The following is a 17,884-nucleotide window of genomic DNA, read 5'->3' as shown; positions in this document are numbered from 1 at the left end:
TGCGGGGATGAAGTTGTGGCTCGGCATGAAGGGCCGGAGTGTACCGCAGCTCGCCGGCGCCCGGCTCAGGACGCGGCCGACAGGCGCTTTTCGAGCCACACGCTGTAGCGCGAGAGACCGAAGCACAGCACCCAGTACACCGCCGCTATGAAGAGGTAGCCCTCGAGGTAGAAAGGCCGCCAGGTCGGGTCGCCGCCCAGCGCCAGGCCCAGCGCGCCGGTCAGCTCGAACAGGCCGACCACGGTGACCAGCGAGGTGTCTTTCAATGTGCCGACAACGCTGTTGGTCAGCGCCGGCACCACCAGGCGCAGCGCCTGTGGCAGCACGATGTCGCGCTGCACCGGCCAGCGGCCGAAGCCCAGCGCCATCGCGACTTCGGTCTGCTCGCGCGGCACCGCCTGCAGGCCGCCACGGATGATCTCGGCCAGGTACGCCGCGACGAACAGCGTGAGACCCGCGAGCACGCGCACCAGCACGTCCGGCTGCCAGCCCGCCGGCCACAGCAATGGCAGCAGGAACGAGGCCATGAACAGCACCGAGATCAGCGGCACGCCACGCACCAGCTCGATGTAGCTCGCGCTCAACGTGCGTACCACCGGCCAGCCCGAACGTCGCCCCAATGCCAGCAGCAGCGCAAGCGGAAAGGCCAGTGCCAGCCCGACCACCGCCAGCCCGATGGTCAGCGGCAGTCCGCCCCAGCGGCTGGTCGGCACGCCGCTCAGCCCCAGCACGCCGCCACGCATCAGCAGCACGAACAGCAACAGCGCAACCAGCCACAGCGGCGCCAGCCACCAGCGCCAGCTGCGCGGCCACGCGCTGAGCACGGTGACAGCGGACAGCACGACCACCGCGATCGCCGGGCGCCATTGCTCTTGATACGGAAAGCGCCCGAACAGCATCGGCCGCCACTTCTCGGCCACCACGCCCCAGCAGGCACCGTGCTGCACCGCGCGGCAGGCCTCGGCATCGGGCCGGAACACCGCATGCACGATGCCCCATTCGACGACATGAAAGCCGCCCCACCCCAGCAGCGCGAGCAGCAGCACCGTCGCCAGCGCGCGCATCGGCGAACCCCAGAGTTCGGTGCGCCATGCGATGGGCCCCTGCGCGACGTTCCTCATCGCCAGCCTCGCAATGCGACGCGCGCGTTGTAGCGGTTCATGCCGAAGGAAATCAGCAGCGACAGCAGCAGGTAGACCGCCATGATGATCGCGATGCACTCGAAGGCCCGGCCGTTCGAGCCAATGGTGGTGTTGGCCACCGACACCAGCTCCGGATAACCCACGGCCACCGCGAGCGACGAGTTCTTGGTCAGGCTCAGCAGCTGGTTGGTCAGCGAGGGCACGATCACCCGAAGCGCCTGCGGCAGGATCACGATGCGCAGCTGCTGCCCGGAAGACAGGCCCAGCGCCTGCCCCGCCAGCACCTGCCCCTGCGAAACCGAGAGGATGCCGGCGCGCACGATTTCCGCCACGAATGCCGCCGAATAGAAAGTCAGGCCGGCCACGATGGTCACGTACTCGGGGCTCAGCGCGGCACCGCCGCTCACGCCGAAGTCACCGCGCTGCGGCCACTCGAAATGCGTCGGCCACCAGCCGCCTTCGGCCGCCACGGGCCAGGGCACGCTGAGGCCACCCTTGCTGAGCCACACGCCGGGCATCAGGCGCACAGGCTCGGTCGGGTCGGGCAGCAGGTTCGCCATCGCGAAGGCCAGCATCAGCAACTGCACCAGCAGCGGCACGTTGCGCAGCAGCTCCACATAGGCGGTGCAGATGCCGCGCAGCAGCACGTGCGGCGCGAGCCGGCCGATGCCGATCAGCGTGCCGAGCACCACCGAGAAGATTGCCGCCGGCACCGCCGCGCGCACCGTGTTGATCAACCCCGCGAGAAAGGCGCGCCAGAACGGCTGGCTCGCATCGAAGTCGAGCCAGCCCTCGCTGATGGAAAAGCCGGCCGGTTCGCCCAGGAAGTCGAAGCCCGAGCGAACACCGCGCGCGCGGAGCACCTCCAGCGCGTGGTGCACCACCCAGACGGCACCGGCCGCCACGGCCAGCACCAGCGCCGCCTGCACCGCCCAGGCCAGCCAGACGCCGCGGCGCGACGTCCCGCCGTTCATCGAACAGGAGGTGCGTAGATCAGGCCGCCTTTGCTCCAGAGATTGTTGGAGCCGCGCGGCAGCTTCAGCACCGACTTCGGCCCGACATTGCGCTCGAACATCTCGCCGTAGTTGCCCACGGCCTTGATGGCGCGGAACGACCAGTCCTTGTCCAGGCCCAGCAGCTTGCCGAGGTCTTCACCCGTGCCGACCAGGCGCTGCTGCGCCGGGTCCTTGCTGCTGGACTTGAGCTCGTCGGCATTGGCCTGGGTGACACCGGCCTCCTCTGCTTCGATGAGCGCATTGGGCACCCACTTGACGATGGCGAACCACTCGTCGTCGCCGCGGCGCACCAGCGGTGCCAGCGGTTCCTTGGAGATCAGCTCGGGCAGGATGACGTAGTCGTCGGGGTTCGGCGCTTCCTTGTTGCGCAGGCCGGCCAGCGCCGAGGCGTCGGTCGTGAAGGCCTGGCAACGGCCGGAGAAGAAGGCCTTGAACGAGGCCTCGAAGCTCTCGAACACCACGGTCTTGACCGGGATGCCCTGCGCGCGGAAATAGTCCGACACGTTCTTCTCGTTGGTGGTGCCCGACTGGGTGCAGATGGTGGCGTTCTTGAGCTGCCTGGCGCTCGTCACCTTGAGCTTCTTCGGCACCAGGAAGCCCTGGCCGTCGTAGTAGGTGATGGTGGTGAAGTTGAAGCCCAGCGAGGCGTCGCGCGTGAGCGTCCAGGTGGTGTTGCGCGCAAGGATGTCGATTTCGCCGGCCTGCAGGGCCGAGAAGCGCTGCTGCGAATTGAGCGGCACGAAGTCGACTTTCTTGCCGTCGCCGAGCACGGCCGCGGCAATGGCTCGGCAGGTGTCTACATCCAGGCCCGACCAGTTGCCCTGCGTGTCCGGTGCCGAGAAGCCCGCCACCCCGTTGGTCACGCCGCACTTGACGGTGCCGCGCTGCTTGACCGCGTCGAGCGTCTTGCCGGCAAAGGCCGGCGCAGCGGCCGCGAAAGCGATGACGGAGGCGGCGGCAAGCAGCGCCGGGCGGAAGCGATCGTTCATTGGTGTTCTCCTCAACAGTAAGCAAAAGGCAGTGTACGAGGCGTCGCCGGACTCTGCCAAAGCACTCCCGGGTTGTATGCGTATGTATCGAGTAGCAACAAAGGCTCACTACCATACGGCGCTCGAATCACTTTCAACTGGAATCTACTCAAATGGTCAAATCCGACGACACCGGCAAGTTCATCCTGCGCGTTTCGCTCGGCGTCCTGATCCTGCTGCACGGCATTGCCAAGCTGCAGGGCGGCGTCGGCTCCATCTCGGGCATGCTGGCCCAGCACGGGCTTCCCGGCGCGCTGGCCTACCTGGTCTACATTGGTGAAGTGGTGGCGCCGGTGCTGCTGATCATCGGCCTCTACACCCGTCCGGCGGCGTGGATCGTGGCCATCAACATGCTGGTGGCCCTTGCGCTGGTCCACGTGAAGGACCTGACCGCATTCGGCAAACACGGCGGCTGGGCGCTGGAACTGCAAGGCATGTTCCTGTTTGCGGCACTCGCCCTCGCCTTCATGGGCGGCGGTCGCTTCGCCCTGAGCAGCAAATACAACTAGGCTTCAATCGTCATCGTTGGCATCGAGGCCTGGAAACAGGACCTCGGTGTAGCCGAAGCGCGAGAAATCGCGCACCCGCATCGGATAAAGCTTGCCCAGCAGGTGGTCGACTTCATGTTGCACCACGCGCGCATGAAAACCCGTGGCAACGCGGTTGATCGGGTCTCCGTACGGATCGAAGCCGGTATAGCGGATGTTGGCAAAGCGCGGCACCACGCCGCGCAGGCCCGGCACCGAAAGGCACCCTTCCCAGCCTTCCTCTTCCTCGTCGTTCAGCGGCGTGATGACGGGGTTCACCAACACCGTGCGGGGGACGGGCGGCGCATCGGGATAGCGGGGGTTGACGATGTCGGTGCCAAAGATCACCAACTGCTGGTCGACGCCGATCTGCGGCGCCGCGAGACCAGCGCCGTTGACGGCATGCATGGTCTCGAACATGTCGCGCACCAGCAGGTGCAGCTCGTCGGTATCGAAGGCGGTGACCGGCTGCGCGATACGCAGCAGCCGGGGGTCGCCCATTTTCAGGATTTCGCGGATGGCCATGGCGGGATTATCGCGACAGCCCCGCGACCTTCGCCTGCCGCGGGATCACGGAGGCGTGGTGCCCTTCTGGTCTGGCGATGTCCACAGGCGGGCGTTGGGGTTCGGCCGGTTGGCGCCTGGCGGCAGCACTGCGGGCGGCACCACGCCCGGACGGCCACCACCCCACGCAGGCGGCGAAGGGCGGCCAGCGCCGGGATAGGGATAACCCGGACGTCCCGCCGGATAGGCCGGGCGGTTGTAGTAGGGGCGATCGCGGTAGTAAGGGCGGCGGCCGTCGTAGTAGGCGCCGCCATTGATGTAGACCGGCGCCGGCGCCACTACCACGGGCGAAGGTTCGCTGTAGTAAGGCCCCGAAGAGTAGCCGCCCCCGTAATAGGGGTCGGCCGGCACGCCTACGCAGCCGCTCAGCAGCGCGACGCCGCCGAGTGCAACGCAGGCACCAAGAACACGAATTTTTTGCATGAGGGACTCTCCTTGTGGCCTTTCGGTTTTCTTTCAACGTCAGGTTGTAGCCCCTGTTGACTGCGCTCGGATGAAGTCAGGTAACGACCGGTAAGGAGCGCCCGGGCGCGATCCTTACTTCGGCGCGCCCTTTTCCAGGATCTCCAGCATGCGCGCCTCGTCGATCACCTCGACCCCGATTTCCCTGGCTTTGTCGAGCTTGCTGCCGGCCTCTTCGCCCGCAACGAGGTAGTGGGTTTTCTTGCTGACGGAGCCGGCCACCTTGGCTCCGGCTGCCTCCAATTTATCCTTCGCATCGTCCCTGCTCAGCGTAGGAAGGGTACCGGTGATGACGAAGGTAAGGCCCGCCAAAGGCTTGGGCGCACGAGCCGCCGGCTCGCCCTCTTCCCACGTCAGGCCGCAGGCGCGAAGCTGCTCGACCACCTCGCGGTTGTGCGGCTGGTCGAAGAAGGTGCGCAGGCTTTGCGCCACCACCGGCCCCACGTCGTTCACCTCGAGCAGTTGCTCTTCGGTCGCGTCCATGATGCCGTCGAGCTTGCCGAAGTGCTTGGCCAGATCCTTCGCCGTGCTCTCGCCCACATGGCGAATGCCGAGGCCGAACAGGAAACGCGGCAGCGTGGTCTTCTTCGATGCCTCGAGCGCATCAACCAGGTTCTTGGCCGACTTCTCGGCCATGCGGTCCAGCCCGGCCAGCGTGGTAAAGCCGAGCTTGTAGAGATCGGGCAAGGTGCGGATCAGGTTCGCGTCGACCAGTTGCTCCACCAGCTTGTCGCCCAGACCGTCGACGTCGACCGCGCGCCGAGCCGCGAAATGCAGGATGGCTTCCTTGCGCTGTGCCGCGCAGAACAGGCCGCCGGTGCAGCGGTAGTCGACTTCGCCTTCCTCGCGCACGGCCTCCGAATCGCACACCGGGCACTTGTGCGGCATGGTGAACAGCGGGCCGCGCTGATCGTCGGGCTTGGCAAGGCTCTCTGGCACCACGCCTACCACTTCAGGAATCACGTCGCCGGCGCGGCGCACGATGACGGTGTCGCCCACGCGCACGTCCTTGCGGCGGGCCTCGTCCTCGTTGTGCAGCGTGGCGTTGGTCACTGTCACGCCGCCGACGAACACCGGCGCCAGCTTGGCCACCGGCGTGAGCTTGCCGGTGCGCCCGACCTGGATTTCGATGCCGAGCACCTCGGTCAACTGCTCCTGCGCCGGGTACTTGTGCGCCACGGCCCAGCGCGGCTCCCGCGTGACGAAGCCCAGCTGGCGCTGCAGCTCGATGCTGTCGACCTTGTAGACCACGCCATCGATGTCGTAGGGCAAGGCGTCGCGCTGGCGGCCGATGTTCTCGTGGAAGGCGATCAGCTCGATGGCGCCGGTCGCTCGTGCCGTCTGCTTGGCAACGGGAAAGCCCCAGGCGCTGAACTGCGCCAGCCAGTCGAACTGGGTCGGGCAATCGGGGCCGCCTTCGCTCGCAGGCGTTACCTCGCCCAGCCCGTAGGCAAAGAAGCTCAGCGGGCGCGCTGCGGCAATGGCCGGGTCGAGCTGGCGCACCGCGCCGGCAGCCGCGTTGCGCGGGTTGACGAAGACCTTTTCGTTTTTCTGCCCGGCCGCGATCTTCTCGCGCTGGCGCTCGTTGAGCGCGTCGAAATCGGCGCGCTTCATGTAGACCTCGCCGCGCACCTCGACCACCGGCGGCGCCTTGCCGTTCAGGCGCAGCGGAATCTCGCGCACGGTGCGGATGTTCTGCGTGACTTCTTCGCCGACCTCGCCGTCGCCGCGCGTCGCGGCCTGCACCAGCACGCCGTTCTCGTAGCGCAGGTTCATGGCCAGGCCGTCGAACTTGAGTTCGCACACATATGCCACCTGCGGCCCGTCCTCGGCCAGGCCGAGTTCCTTGCGCACCCGCGCATCGAAGGCGCTGGCGCCTGCGGGGGTGATGTCGGTCTCGGTGCGGATCGACAGCATAGGCACCCTGTGGCGCACCTTGGTGAAGCCGTCTAGCACCTTGCCGCCCACGCGCTGGGTGGGCGAGTCGGGCGTGCGCAGGTCGGGGTACTCGGCCTCGATGGCCTGCAGGCGCTGGAACAGCTTGTCGTACTCGGCGTCCGGCAGTTCGGGCGTATCGAGCACGTAGTAGAGATGGGCGTGCCGGTGGAGCTGTTCGCTCAGTGCGGCGGCTTCGCGTGCCGCTTCGTCGCGCGATGTCATGGGTGTCTCCGGAAAGTCCGAATTAGCTGAAGAGGCGGCGCGCCAGTGGCGATCCCGCCGCGAGGTCGCGCCCGTCGAGCGTGTCGTAGAGCTGCTCGAGGTCGTTGCCGATCACGTCCATCGTCTCGTCGCGCAGCAGTTGGCCGTCGCTGTCGGTCACCACGCCGTCCATCTCGCGCGCGAGCGTGGCGGCGGCTTCGCGCATGCGGCGGAACGGCTCTTCGGCGCGATCGACCTGTGGTACGTCCAGGCTCAGGCTCAATTCGCGGATGGCCGACTGGGCCGGGTCGTCGGCCAGCGCTGCCTGCGTGTCGAAAGCGAGCCCGAGGATCGGCGGCAGCCCGACTTCTCCCGTCGGCAGCACCATGCGCCCCGGGATGATGCCGGGCACGAAGCCCAGCCGCGCCGCGTTCTGCTGCACGTAGCCGGGGCTCCAGGCGGCATGCAGCGCGCGCAGCACGAAGCCCAGTTGCGCGTCGTGCGCGCTGGCGAACTGGTCGAGCTCGCGGGCGCGCGCCACTTCATCGAGCATTTCGGGAAACTCGGGCGAACCGTTGACGGCATCGGCGAAGGCCTGCGCCTTGACCACGAATTCGGAGTACTCGATCTCGTTGAGCGCACCCGTGCGGTTGGCCAGTTGCACGCCGACCTGGAACGCGCTGTAGCGCTGCCCCGGCACCGGTGGTTCCCACTGGCCGCTGTGTTCGTTGAGGCCCTCGATGGCCACCGGCTTGCTGCCCGCGCGCCGCGTGGGCGGCATGGCGGCAATGGCGGCGTCGCCCGAGGCCAGGCCGTCGAGCGAGATCGGCGCGATCACGTCGATCAGCGGGTCGAGCCCGCCACGGCGCTCGCCGGTCGGCACGGGAACGCCGCTGGGCGCCGGCAGGTCGGGGTCGAACAGGGGCTCATGGCGGTCGCTGCCCGGCACCTGGTTGGGGTCGACGTGAAGCGTCGGCTCCAGGCCATCGGCCGAGGCGGACATCGCGCGCTCGGCGTCGGCCAGCGCGATGTCGACCGCGTCGGGCTGGCGCGGCGCGTTGCGGCGCGACATCAGCGTGTTGTAGGCAACGACGGCCGCGAGGACGAGGCCGCCGAGGATGGTCAGGGCGAGAGTGAGGCTGCTCATCGGTGTGCCGCCCGGCTCAGGCTGCCGCCACCATGGAGGCGGCAGCCTCCATGTCGACCGCCACGATGCGCGACACGCCCTGCTCCTGCATCGTCACCCCGATCAGCTGTTCGGCCATTTCCATGGCGATCTTGTTGTGGCTGATGAAGAGGAACTGGGTTTCACGGCTCATGGCGGAGACGAGTTTGGCATAGCGCTCGGTGTTGGCGTCGTCCAGCGGCGCGTCCACTTCGTCCAGCAGGCAGAAAGGCGCCGGGTTGAGCTGGAAGATGGCGAACACCAGCGCGATGGCCGTGAGCGCCTTCTCGCCGCCCGAGAGCAGATGGATGGTCTGGTTCTTCTTGCCCGGAGGCTGCGCCATCACCTGCACGCCCGAGTCGAGGATTTCGTCGCCGGTCATCATGAGCTTGGCGTTGCCGCCGCCGAACAGCTCGGGGAACATGCGGCTGAAGTGCTCGTTGACGATCTTGAAAGTGCCGCCGAGCAGGTCGCGCGTTTCGGCGTCGATCTTGCGGATGGCGTCTTCGAGCGTGCCGATGGCCTCGTTCAGGTCGGTCGACTGGGCGTCGAGGAAAGTCTTGCGCTCGCTGGCGACAGCCAGTTCGTCGAGCGCGGCCAGGTTCACCGCGCCGAGCGCGACAACTTCGCGGTTGAGGCGATCGATTTCGCTCTGCAGTCCGGTGAGCTTCACCTTGTCGGTCTCGATCGACTGCTCGATGGCTTCGAGGTCGGCGCCGGCATCGTCCAGCAGTTGCTGGTACTGCTCGACGCCCAGGCGCGCGGCCTGTTCCTTGAGCTGGAATTCGGTGATGCGCTGGCGCAGCGGCTCGAGTTCGCGCTCGAGCTGCAGGCGGCGCTCGTCGCTGGCGCGCAGCTTGAGCGTGAGGTCGTCGTACTGGCTGCGCGCCGAGCCCAGCGCGGCCTCGCGCTCGAGCTTGAGCGACAGCGCGTCCTGCAGGCCGGCTTGCGCGGCGGCGTCGGACAGGCGGCTCAGCTCGGCGCGGGCGCGCTCGTCTTCGTCGGTCAGCGCCACGACCTGCTGCGCAGCGGTTTCGATGGAGCGGTTGAGTTCGGCGCGGCGGGCTTCGAGAGTGCGTTGCGAGAAGGTGGCTTCCTGCGCCTGGCGCTCGAGGCTGCGGTGCTGCTCGCGGCTGGCGTTCAGTGCGCGGCCAGCCTCGATCACGCGCTCGTCGAGCTCCGCGTGGCGCTCCTGGCTGTCGGCCAGCTGCATGTCGAGCTCTTCGAAACGGCCTTCGGCGGCGATGCGGCGCTCCTGCAGCTCCTCGAGCTGCGCATCGACTTCGCCGAGGTCGGCGGCCAGCTGCTGGCTGCGGGCGCGGGTCTGCTCGGCCAGCTGCGTCATGCGCAGGGTCTCGACCTGCAGCTCGTGCGCACGCGACTGGGTCTCGGCGGCTTCGCGCCGGGCGGTCACGAGGCGCTGCGCGGCGTCGGCATAGGCCGCCTCGGCGCGGACCAGGGCGGTGCGCGCTTCTTCGTTGATGAGCGTCTGGGCGCGCAGCTGGCGCTCCAGGTTTTCCATTTCCTGCTGGCGGGCCAGCAGGCCGGCCTGCTCGGAATCGGGCGCGTAGAAGTTGACGCTGTGCGAAGACACGGCGTGGCCGCTCTTCACGTAGATCACTTCGCCGGCCTGCAGCGTTGCGCGCTGGGCCAGCGCCTCCTCGAAGCTCTCGGCGGTGTAGCAGCCGTGCAGCCAGTCGGTCAGCAGGGCTTGCTGGCCGGCGTCGTTCAGGCGCAGCAGGCTCGAAAGGCGCGGCAGCGCGGCGGCGGCTTCCGGCACGCCGGCGGCGGGCGGGCTGTAGAAGGCGAGCTTGGCGGGCGGCGCGTCGTTGCCGAAGGCGCGCACCATGTCCAGGCGGCTGACTTCGAGCGCGCCCAGGCGCTCGCGCAGCGCGGCTTCGAGCGCGCTTTCCCAGCCCTGCTCGATGTGGATGCGGCTCCACAGGCCCTGCAGCCCGTCGAGGCCGTGCTTGGCGAGCCAGGGGGCGAGCTTGCCGTCGGTCTTGACCTTCTCCTGCAGCGCGCGCAGCGCATCGAGGCGGGCCGAGAACTCGGCGTGGCGGGCGCCCTCGGTGTTGACCGCCTGCTGCTTGGCGCGGCGATCGTCGTCGAGCTGCGGCACCGATTCCTGCAGTTCCTGCAGGCGCGCGTCGGCCTCGCTCGCGGCTTCCTGCGCGGCGGCATGCTGCTCCTGCATGTCGAGCAGGCGGGCTTCGTCGGGCGCGGCCAGCGCGTTCTGGTCGGCACGAAGGCGTTCGCTGCGCTGCGTGAGCTGGCGGCTTTGCTCTTCGATGTTGCGCTGGTCGGCGGCCAGCACCTGGATCTGCTGCTGCACCTGCGACACGGTCGTGCGCTGGGCGTTGGCCTGGTCTTGCGCGCGCTGCACGGCTTCTTCGAGCTCCGGCATGCGCGCGTCATGTTCTTCGAGCTGGGCGGCCAGCAGGATGGCCTGCTCTTCGGCATCGACACCCGCGCCGGCCAGCGTTTCGATCTCGGCCTCGGCCTCTTCGCGACGGCGGCCCCACTGGCCCATCTGCTCGCGCAGCTGCACCAGGCGCTGCTCAACGCGCTGGCGGCCTTCGACCACGAAGCGGATCTCGCCTTCGAGCCGGCCGACTTCGGCGCTGGCCTCGTAGAGCTTGCCCTGGGCCTGGTTGACCAGGTCGCCGGCACCGTAGTGGGCCTGGCGCACGGTCTCCAGCTCGGACTCGATGCGGCGCAGGTCGGCGGTGCGCGATTCGAGGTCGTTGATCGCCTTCTCTGAATCGGCCTTGATCCTGGCCTGGTCGGCGTTGCTTTCGCTGCGCTTGAGGAACCACAGCTGATGCTGCTTCTTCGTGGCGTCGCCCTGCAGCATGTTGTAGCGCGCGGCCACCTCGGCCTGCTTCTCCAGCTTCTCGAGGTTGGCGTTGAGTTCACGCAGGATGTCTTCCACGCGCGTGAGGTTCTCGCGCGTGTCGCCCAGGCGGTTCTCGGTCTCGCGGCGGCGCTCCTTGTACTTGGAGACGCCGGCTGCCTCTTCGAGGAACAGGCGCAGTTCCTCGGGCTTGGATTCGATGATCCGGCTGATCGTGCCCTGTCCGATGATGGCGTAGGCGCGCGGGCCCAGGCCGGTGCCCAGGAACACGTCCTGCACGTCGCGGCGGCGCACCGGCTGGTTGTTGATGTAGTAGCTGCTGGTGCCGTCGCGCGTGAGCACTCGGCGCACCGCGATTTCGCCGAACTGGTTCCATTGGCCGCCGGCGCGGTGGTCGGCGTTGTCGAACACCAGCTCCACGCTGGAGCGGCTGGCCTGCTTGCGGGTGGTCGTGCCGTTGAAGATCACGTCCTGCATCGACTCGCCGCGCAACTCCGACGCACGCGACTCGCCGAGCACCCAGCGCACCGCATCCATGATGTTCGACTTGCCGCACCCGTTGGGCCCGACCACGCCGACCAGTTGGCCCGGCAGCAGGAAGTTGGTGGGTTCGGCGAACGACTTGAAGCCCGAGAGCTTGATGGAATTAAGACGCACGACTTGTCGGCCTGCCTTGGTTATAGCGCCAAGGTATTGATTTGTAAGGAAAATTGAACGGGCCTGCAGCTTGCAGCAGGCCGCCGCCCCAGCCGTGGATGATAACGTCAGGGCATGAGCGATTCCCCGGTTTCAACCCTCGCGGCGCGAGGCGCCTGCCTGCTGGCGGGCACAGCCATCCTGTTCGGCGTGGCGGGCTGCTCGTCGGTCCGTTCCACCGAGCGCGCCGAACCCTACGCCAACCAGGAATGGATGCAGTCCGGCGCCAACCGCATTGCCAACCTGTCGCTGCGCGACAACCTCCAGTCGATACGGCGGGTGCAGTCCACCCTCTACAAGCGCAACCCGCGCGAATGGCGCAAGTCGGCGCCCAGCATGGAAGAAGCCACCCAGCGCGCCTGGGACGCCGTGCTCAAGGGCCCGCCCCTGCCCGAACTGAAGGGCGCCACAGGCATCGACGCGATCCGCATGGCCTTCGACACCGGGCCGCAGGGCTACCAGGGCGACCGCGTGGCGGCACTGGTGTACGGCTGGGCAACCATGCTCAAGCAGGCCAACGGCGACACCTGGGACCAGACCATGATCGACGGCGTCAACGCCGAAAACAGCTTCCGGGCCGCGCGCAACTTCGAGATCTCGCTCTGGCTGATCTCCTCCAAGACCGGCCCCGACGGCCAGCCGCTGCTGCTGGCCACCGAGATCAGCGAGCGCGGCCGCAACCTCGTGGCCGACCGCGAGCTGTCGAAGGTGGTGGCCCGGCTCGACCTGCTGGCCGCGCAGGCCGACGAGAAATACCGCCGGGCCGCGCTCGACTTCGGCCAGAACTGGATCATGGGCGTGGTCATGCCCTTCTTCACGCTGGTTCCCAAGTAGGCCGGCAGACGCATAACCGCAAGGCGAGGCCCCTAGAATGAAATCGCCCTTACCCCCTCAACCCTTCAGAGGCAGCAGCAGTACATGAGCTCCATCAATTTCATCGGCGGCGAAAAAGGCGGTGTCGGCAAGTCGGTCACGGCACGTGTGCTTGCGCAGTACTTCATCGACCACAGCCGGCCCTTCACCGGCTTCGACACCGACCGCTCGCACAGCTCGTTCACCCGCTTCTACGAAGGCTTCGCGTCGCCAGTGGTGGTCGACAGCTTCGAGGGCCTGGACACCGTGGTGAACGGCTTCGAGACCAATCCGCAGCAAAGCGTGATCGTCGACCTCGCCGCCCAGACGCTGGCGCCGCTGTCGCGCTGGATCAAGGAGTCGGACCTGTTCGACGTGTTCGCCGAAATCGGCGTCACGGTCAACTTCTGGCACGTGCTCGACGACGGCAAGGACTCGACCGACCTGCTCGGCAGCCTGATCGACACCTTCGGCAACCGGCCCAACTACATCGTGGTGCAGAACTACGGGCGCGGCAGCGACTTCGGGATGCTGCTTGCCTCGCAGTCGCTCTCCAAGGCCACGGCCAACGGCGCGCGCGTGATCGCGCTGCCCCGCCTGCACGAGGCGAGCATGCGCAAGATCGATGCGCAGAACACCAGCTTCTGGAAGGCCGTGAACGACCGCGAAGGCCCGCATGCGCTGGGCCTGCTGGAGCGGCAACGCGTGAAGTCGTGGCTGGCCACGGTCTACGCGGCCTTCGATACGCTGCCGCTCTGAGCCGGCGCGCTAGGGCGCGACCACCGCCCCGCCCCCCAGGGCCTTGTAGAGCGTCATCGTCGCGTTGAACTGGTTCAAGCGGTTCAGCGCGAGCGATACCTCGGCGGTTCGGCGCCGGTCCTTGGCATCCAGAACCGGCTGCAGCGCGGTCGCTCCAGCCCTGTACCGCACCTCTGACAGGTTCTCCGCACGCTGAGCCTCCTGCAAGGCCAGCATCAGCTTGACGCTTTCATCACGCAGTTGCGTTCGCGACGACAGCGCGTTCTCGACCTCGGACAGCGCCGTGTAGAGCGACTGCCTGAAGCCCACCACCGCCTCCTCATACTGCGTCTGCGACACACCGACTGTCAGCCGCGCGGTGTTCCATTGCAGGAACGGCAGCGCCAGCCCGGCACCCAGGGTGGCCACCGGGTTCTTCAGCAGATCGCCCAGCGCCGTGCTCGAGGTGCCGAGCGAGCCCGTCAAGCTCAGCGTGGGATAGAAACCGGTGCGCGTCGCGTCGACATTCGCCAGCGCGCCGCGCAAGCGCAGTTCCGCGGCACGCAGATCGGGCCGCCGGCCCAGCAGGCTGGCCGGCACGCCGGCTTCGATGACTGGCAGGTCGGCATCCGGCAGCCGCACAGGCTCGCCCGCAAGCGGCTCCGGCGGCAGGTCGAACAGGATCGCGAGCGCATTGCGCGCCTCGACACGCTGCTGCAGCAACTGCGTGTGCGCCGCTTCCTGCGTCGCAAGGTTCTGGCCGGCCTGCGCCACGTCCAGCCCAGACACCGCGCCTGCCGCGTACTTGGTGCGCACCAGCGCCAGGATGCGCCGGCCGTCCTCGATGCCGGCCTCGCTCAGGGCAATGCGCTGGTTCAGGTAGCCGGTCTGCCAGTAGAGCCCCGCCGTCGTGCCGACCAGCGCGAGCGCAGCGGCCTGGCGGTCGGCCACGGTAGCCTTCGACTCCCAGTCGGCGGCGCCGCGCAGTGCCGCGAGGCGCCCCCACAAATCGAGTTCGTAGCTCAGCGTGACCAGCGAACTGGAGGTCGAGCCCGCCACGCCGCCGCGCTTGAGGTCATAGCCGCGGCTCGTGTTGAGCTGCCCCGCCACGCTTGGCGTGAGGTTGGTGTTTGCAAGACCGGCCTGCAATTGCGCGCGCCGCACGCGGATGCCCGCCGCGGCCAGATCGTTGTTGGTGCGCAGCACGTTGTCGATCAGCGTATCCAGGTGCGGATCTCGGAATGCGGTCCACCATTGCTCGGTGGGCATTGCGGCTGCATTCGATGCAGCGACCGACGTTGGCTGCTGCAGCCAAGCAGACGGCACGCTCAACGGCCGCTGCTCGCGTGCCTCGGGCTGGAACAGGGTGCATCCGCCGAGCGCCAATGCCGCGGCTGCTGCCACGGTGCACCGAAGAAAAGAACGCGCGCTACTCACGAGCCAGCGCCTCTATCGGGTCCAGCCGCGCAGCGTTGCGCGCCGGCAGGTAGCCGAACAGCACGCCGATCAACGAGGCGCACAGAAACGCCGACACCACGGCCCCCATCGAAAAGATCATTTGCCATTGCTTGACGAAAAGCGAAAACAGAAAGCTGATGCCGTAAGACAACGTCACGCCGATCAGGCCACCCACCAGGCACACCAGAACCGCTTCGGTCAGGAACTGCTGCAGCACGTCGCTCTGGCGCGCGCCCACGGCCATGCGGATGCCGATCTCGCGGGTGCGCTCGGTGACCGACACCAGCATGATGTTCATCACGCCGATGCCGCCCACCACCAGCGAGATCACGGCAATGAGCGACAGCAGCAGCGTGAGCGACTGGCTCGTGCGCTCGGCCGTCTTCACGATGCTGTCCATGTTGAAGGTGAAGAAATCCTTGCTGCCGTGGCGCATGGTGAGCAGCTTGACGATGCTGTCCTCCGCCGCCTTGGTCGGCTGGTCGTCGCGGATGCGCACGGTGATGCTGTCGAAGTGCTGCTGCCCGAAGATCCGGCTCGCGCCCGTGCTGTAGGGCAGCCAGATGTTGAGCGACTTGTTCTCGCCGAACATGTTCTTCTTCTCCTGCGACACACCGATCACCGTGCACGGCAGGTTGCCCACCAGGATGATCTTGCCCAGCGGATCGGTGCCCTCGGGAAACAGCTTGCGCCGCGTGTTCTGGTCGATCACCACCACCTGCGACTGGTGCCGCACGTCGCTGGCCGTGAAGGCCGCGCCGCTCGCCATCTGGATGTCGCGCACGCGGAAGAAGCTGTCGCTGACGCCGTTCACCATGCCGTTGATGTCCACGCTGCGGTAGCGCAGCCGCAGGCTGCGCGAGGTGGAAGGCGTCACGCTGTGCACGTAGGGCTGCGCCGCCAGCGCGTCGAGGTCGGGCGGCGTCAGCGTTCGGATGCTCGAGGCCTTGTCGTCGCCGAAATCGCGCCCCGGGTACACGTCGAGCGTGTTGGTGCCGATGGCCCTGATGTCCGACAGCACGAAGCGCTTGGCGCCCTCCCCGATGGCCACGATCGACACCACCGAAGTGATGCCGATGATGATGCCCAGCATGGTCAGCGCCGTGCGCATGCGGTGCGCCATCATCGAGCGCCAGGCCATGCGGAAGGCTTCGGCAAAGCGCGCCCATCCGGTGCTGAAGCGCGCGATGCCGAGCTTGGGCCGGGTCATCGCACCGCCCGGTACCGTGGAGTCGTCTGCCTGTGCGGACTGTTCGGGCGCCGCGACCGTGGGCACGTTCGGCCGGTCGCGCACGATCACGCCGTCGGCGATCTCGATGATGCGTTCGGTGCAGCTCGCCACCTGCATGTCGTGCGTCACGATGATGACGGTGTGGCCCTGCGCATGCAGCTCGCGCAGGATGGCGATCACCTCTTGCCCGCTCTTGCTGTCGAGCGCGCCGGTAGGCTCGTCGGCCAGGATCACATGCCCGCCGTTCATGAGCGCGCGCGCGATGCTCACGCGCTGCTGCTGGCCGCCCGAGAGCTGGCTCGGCCGGTGCTCGGTGCGGTCGCCAAGGCCCAGCCGCGCCAGCAACTGGCGCGCGCGCTTGTCGCGCGCCTCGCCGTCGGTGCCGGCGTACACCGCGGGCACCTCGACGTTGCCGGCGGCCGTGAGGTGCTGCATCAGGTGGTAGCGCTGGAAGATGAAGCCGAAGTGCTCGCGCCGCAGCTCGGCCAGCGCGTCGCTGTCGAGCGTGCCCACGTCCTTGCCCGACACCATGTAGGTACCCGTGCTCGGCCGGTCGAGGCAGCCCAGGATGTTCATCAGCGTCGACTTGCCCGAGCCCGAGGCGCCGACGATGGCCAGCATTTCCCCGCTGCCGATGTCCAGGTCGACATCTTTCAGCACCTGCACTTCCTGCTCGCCCGAGGGAAAGCTGCGGCCGATGCCGCGCAGGCTCAGCAGCGGCTGTTCGGCCTGCTGCGTCACTGAGACTTGCCCCGCGGGCCGCCATCGGGCTTGTCGGCCACGGCCGATGCGTCGCCGGTGATGACGTTGTCGCCCTCTTTCAGGCCTTCCAGCACCTGCGCCTGGAAGTTGTTGCTGATGCCCACGCGCACCATGCGCTTTTCGACGCTCTGATCGGCCTTCAGCACGCGCACTTCCTGGCGGCCGTCCTTGTCGCGCGCGCCGAGCGCCGTCAGGGGCACCACCAGCGCCTGTTTTGCCTCGCCCAGCATGATCGCGACCTGCGCCGTCATGTCGACGCGCAGCGTGCGATCGGGGTTGGGCACGTCGAACAGCGCGTTGAAGAACACGGCGTTATTGATCTTCTCGGGCGAAGGCTGCACGGCGCGCAGCGTGCCGTAATAGCGCTTGTCGGGGTCGCCCAGGATGGTGAAGTACACCGGCTGGCCCGCCTTCACGCGCACCACGTCGGCTTCGGACACCTGGGCCTTGACCGTCATGGTCGACAGGTCGGCCAGCTTCATCAGCGTGGGCACCTGGAACGAGGCCACCACGGTCTGGCCTTCGAGCGTGCTGATGGACACCACGTCGCCGTCGATGGGCGCCACGATGCGCGTGTATGAAAGGTTGGTCTGCGCCGAGGCCAGCGCCAGCCGCTGCTGGCGGATCTGCGCATCGAGCGATACGCCGTCGGCACGCAGCGCGCGCAGCTCGGCGTCGGCGCTTTCCATGTCCTGCCTGGCGGCGGCGTCCTGGGCGAGCATTTCCTGCTGGCGCGCCCAGCTGAGCTGGGCCTGCCTGATGCGCACTTCTTTCGCCAGCTTCTGCGCCTGCAGGTTGTCGAGCTTGGCCTGCTCCTGCGCCAGCGTGTTCTGCGAGATGACGGGGTCGATTTCGGCGAGCCAGTCGCCCTTCTTCACCGTCTGCCCCAACACCACCTTCAGCGACTTGAGCTGGCCGCTGACCTGCGCGCCCACTTCTACCTGCTTCAGCGCCTGCAGCACGCCGGTGGCGAGCACCGCGTTCTCGAGGTCGGTGCGCTGCACCGCGGCGGTGAGGTACTCGGGCTTCTTGGGCGGACTGAGCCAGAACAGAGACAGCAGGCCCAGGACCACAAGGGCAACGATGCCGTAGACGAGCTTGCGCGAGCGCCGCTTGGGAGTGTTTTGCATGCAATGAGGATGAAGTGAAACGCTCCGCCGGCCCGCGCGGGCCAGGATGACCGCGTGATGGGCACCGGGGGAGGCTGCAACTGCATCCTATCTGCGGTTCCTTAAGCGCCCCTAAAG

General features: G+C 67.6%; 14 protein-coding genes. 3 read left to right on the top strand and 11 right to left on the bottom strand.

Annotated elements, in window-relative coordinates; genetic code table 11:
• Positions 1-65 precede the first annotated feature (65 nt).
• The 3 genes from ACQY8B_RS10120 to ACQY8B_RS10110 are packed head-to-tail and all read right to left on the bottom strand — an operon-like array spanning position 66 to position 3,147.
• On the bottom strand, positions 66-1,121 hold the full coding sequence (locus ACQY8B_RS10120) for an amino acid ABC transporter permease (RefSeq protein ID WP_422086576.1): 1,056 nt from the start codon (positions 1,119-1,121) through the stop codon (positions 66-68).
• Entirely contained in the window at positions 1,118-2,116 is a 999-nt protein-coding gene (locus ACQY8B_RS10115; RefSeq protein WP_422086575.1) for an amino acid ABC transporter permease, read from the bottom strand. The genes ACQY8B_RS10120 and ACQY8B_RS10115 overlap by 4 nt, the downstream gene beginning before the upstream one ends.
• Positions 2,113-3,147 (bottom strand): amino acid ABC transporter substrate-binding protein, encoded by a 1,035-nt coding sequence (locus tag ACQY8B_RS10110; RefSeq protein WP_422086574.1) that lies wholly within the window; start codon positions 3,145-3,147, stop codon positions 2,113-2,115. The genes ACQY8B_RS10115 and ACQY8B_RS10110 overlap by 4 nt, the downstream gene beginning before the upstream one ends.
• A gap of 152 nt (positions 3,148-3,299) precedes the next feature.
• Between ACQY8B_RS10110 and ACQY8B_RS10105 the strand changes: the two genes are divergently transcribed.
• The gene (locus ACQY8B_RS10105) at positions 3,300-3,695 is read left to right on the top strand and encodes a DoxX family protein (protein WP_422086573.1); all 396 of its coding nucleotides are present in this window, start codon (positions 3,300-3,302) and stop codon (positions 3,693-3,695) included.
• A gap of 3 nt (positions 3,696-3,698) precedes the next feature.
• Here the strand turns inward: ACQY8B_RS10105 and def are convergent, their stop codons facing one another.
• The 5 genes from def to smc all read right to left on the bottom strand — a co-directional run bounded on the left by def (position 3,699) and on the right by smc (position 11,557).
• Positions 3,699-4,238 (bottom strand): peptide deformylase, encoded by a 540-nt coding sequence (def, locus tag ACQY8B_RS10100; protein WP_422086572.1) that lies wholly within the window; start codon positions 4,236-4,238, stop codon positions 3,699-3,701.
• Between the two features lie 45 nt (positions 4,239-4,283).
• Positions 4,284-4,700, bottom strand: a complete 417-nt coding sequence (locus ACQY8B_RS10095) for a hypothetical protein (RefSeq protein ID WP_422086571.1) — start codon at positions 4,698-4,700, stop codon at positions 4,284-4,286.
• 114 nt (positions 4,701-4,814) lie between these two features.
• The gene (ligA, locus tag ACQY8B_RS10090; RefSeq protein WP_422086570.1) at positions 4,815-6,899 is read right to left on the bottom strand and encodes an NAD-dependent DNA ligase LigA; all 2,085 of its coding nucleotides are present in this window, start codon (positions 6,897-6,899) and stop codon (positions 4,815-4,817) included.
• Between the two features lie 22 nt (positions 6,900-6,921).
• Complete coding sequence (locus ACQY8B_RS10085; protein ID WP_422086569.1) at positions 6,922-8,025, bottom strand: cell division protein ZipA C-terminal FtsZ-binding domain-containing protein; 1,104 nt, start codon at positions 8,023-8,025, stop codon at positions 6,922-6,924.
• Positions 8,026-8,041: 16 nt separating this feature from the next.
• Positions 8,042-11,557 (bottom strand): chromosome segregation protein SMC, encoded by a 3,516-nt coding sequence (gene smc, locus ACQY8B_RS10080; RefSeq protein WP_422086568.1) that lies wholly within the window; start codon positions 11,555-11,557, stop codon positions 8,042-8,044.
• A 114-nt stretch (positions 11,558-11,671) separates the two neighbouring features.
• Here smc and ACQY8B_RS10075 point away from each other — a divergent pair, with 114 nt between their 5' ends.
• Both ACQY8B_RS10075 and ACQY8B_RS10070 read left to right on the top strand, forming a co-directional pair.
• On the top strand, positions 11,672-12,430 hold the full coding sequence (locus ACQY8B_RS10075) for a hypothetical protein (protein WP_422086567.1): 759 nt from the start codon (positions 11,672-11,674) through the stop codon (positions 12,428-12,430).
• Positions 12,431-12,514: 84 nt separating this feature from the next.
• Positions 12,515-13,207 carry a mobilization protein gene (locus ACQY8B_RS10070; protein WP_081269406.1) on the top strand — a complete coding sequence of 231 codons (693 nt, stop codon included), beginning with the start codon at positions 12,515-12,517 and terminating at the stop codon, positions 13,205-13,207.
• Between the two features lie 9 nt (positions 13,208-13,216).
• Here the strand turns inward: ACQY8B_RS10070 and ACQY8B_RS10065 are convergent, their stop codons facing one another.
• Genes ACQY8B_RS10065 through macA form a run of 3 tightly spaced genes read right to left on the bottom strand, consistent with a single transcriptional unit; the run spans position 13,217 to position 17,767 of the window.
• Positions 13,217-14,623: an efflux transporter outer membrane subunit gene (locus ACQY8B_RS10065; protein WP_422086566.1), complete on the bottom strand. Its 1,407-nt coding sequence runs from the start codon at positions 14,621-14,623 to the stop codon at positions 13,217-13,219.
• Positions 14,616-16,616: a macrolide ABC transporter ATP-binding protein/permease MacB gene (gene macB, locus ACQY8B_RS10060; RefSeq protein WP_422086565.1), complete on the bottom strand. Its 2,001-nt coding sequence runs from the start codon at positions 16,614-16,616 to the stop codon at positions 14,616-14,618. Before macB ends, ACQY8B_RS10065 begins: the two co-directional genes overlap by 8 nt.
• Complete coding sequence (macA, locus tag ACQY8B_RS10055) at positions 16,613-17,767, bottom strand: macrolide transporter subunit MacA (RefSeq protein ID WP_422086564.1); 1,155 nt, start codon at positions 17,765-17,767, stop codon at positions 16,613-16,615. Before macA ends, macB begins: the two co-directional genes overlap by 4 nt.
• Positions 17,768-17,884 lie beyond the last annotated feature (117 nt).

This window comes from Variovorax sp. (genome assembly GCF_965279555.1).
Classification (GTDB): Bacteria; Pseudomonadota; Gammaproteobacteria; order Burkholderiales; family Burkholderiaceae_C; genus Variovorax.
The sequence above is the reverse complement of the archived record's forward strand: the minus strand, read 5'-3'. Positions and strand labels throughout refer to the sequence as shown.

Bases quoted from the DNA above. Each gene is read 5' to 3' on its own strand.
- ligA (WP_422086570.1), bottom strand. From the start codon at position 6,899: ATGACATCGCGCGACGAAGCGGCACGCGAAGCCGCCGCACTGAGCGAA.
- ACQY8B_RS10110 (WP_422086574.1), bottom strand. From the start codon at position 3,147: ATGAACGATCGCTTCCGCCCGGCGCTGCTTGCCGCCGCCTCCGTCATC.
- ACQY8B_RS10085 (WP_422086569.1), bottom strand. From the start codon at position 8,025: ATGAGCAGCCTCACTCTCGCCCTGACCATCCTCGGCGGCCTCGTCCTC.
- macA (WP_422086564.1), bottom strand. From the start codon at position 17,767: ATGCAAAACACTCCCAAGCGGCGCTCGCGCAAGCTCGTCTACGGCATC.
- ACQY8B_RS10070 (WP_081269406.1), top strand. From the start codon at position 12,515: ATGAGCTCCATCAATTTCATCGGCGGCGAAAAAGGCGGTGTCGGCAAG.
- ACQY8B_RS10120 (WP_422086576.1), bottom strand. From the start codon at position 1,121: ATGAGGAACGTCGCGCAGGGGCCCATCGCATGGCGCACCGAACTCTGG.
- ACQY8B_RS10095 (WP_422086571.1), bottom strand. From the start codon at position 4,700: ATGCAAAAAATTCGTGTTCTTGGTGCCTGCGTTGCACTCGGCGGCGTC.
- ACQY8B_RS10105 (WP_422086573.1), top strand. From the start codon at position 3,300: ATGGTCAAATCCGACGACACCGGCAAGTTCATCCTGCGCGTTTCGCTC.
- ACQY8B_RS10075 (WP_422086567.1), top strand. From the start codon at position 11,672: ATGAGCGATTCCCCGGTTTCAACCCTCGCGGCGCGAGGCGCCTGCCTG.
- ACQY8B_RS10115 (WP_422086575.1), bottom strand. From the start codon at position 2,116: ATGAACGGCGGGACGTCGCGCCGCGGCGTCTGGCTGGCCTGGGCGGTG.
- def (WP_422086572.1), bottom strand. From the start codon at position 4,238: ATGGCCATCCGCGAAATCCTGAAAATGGGCGACCCCCGGCTGCTGCGT.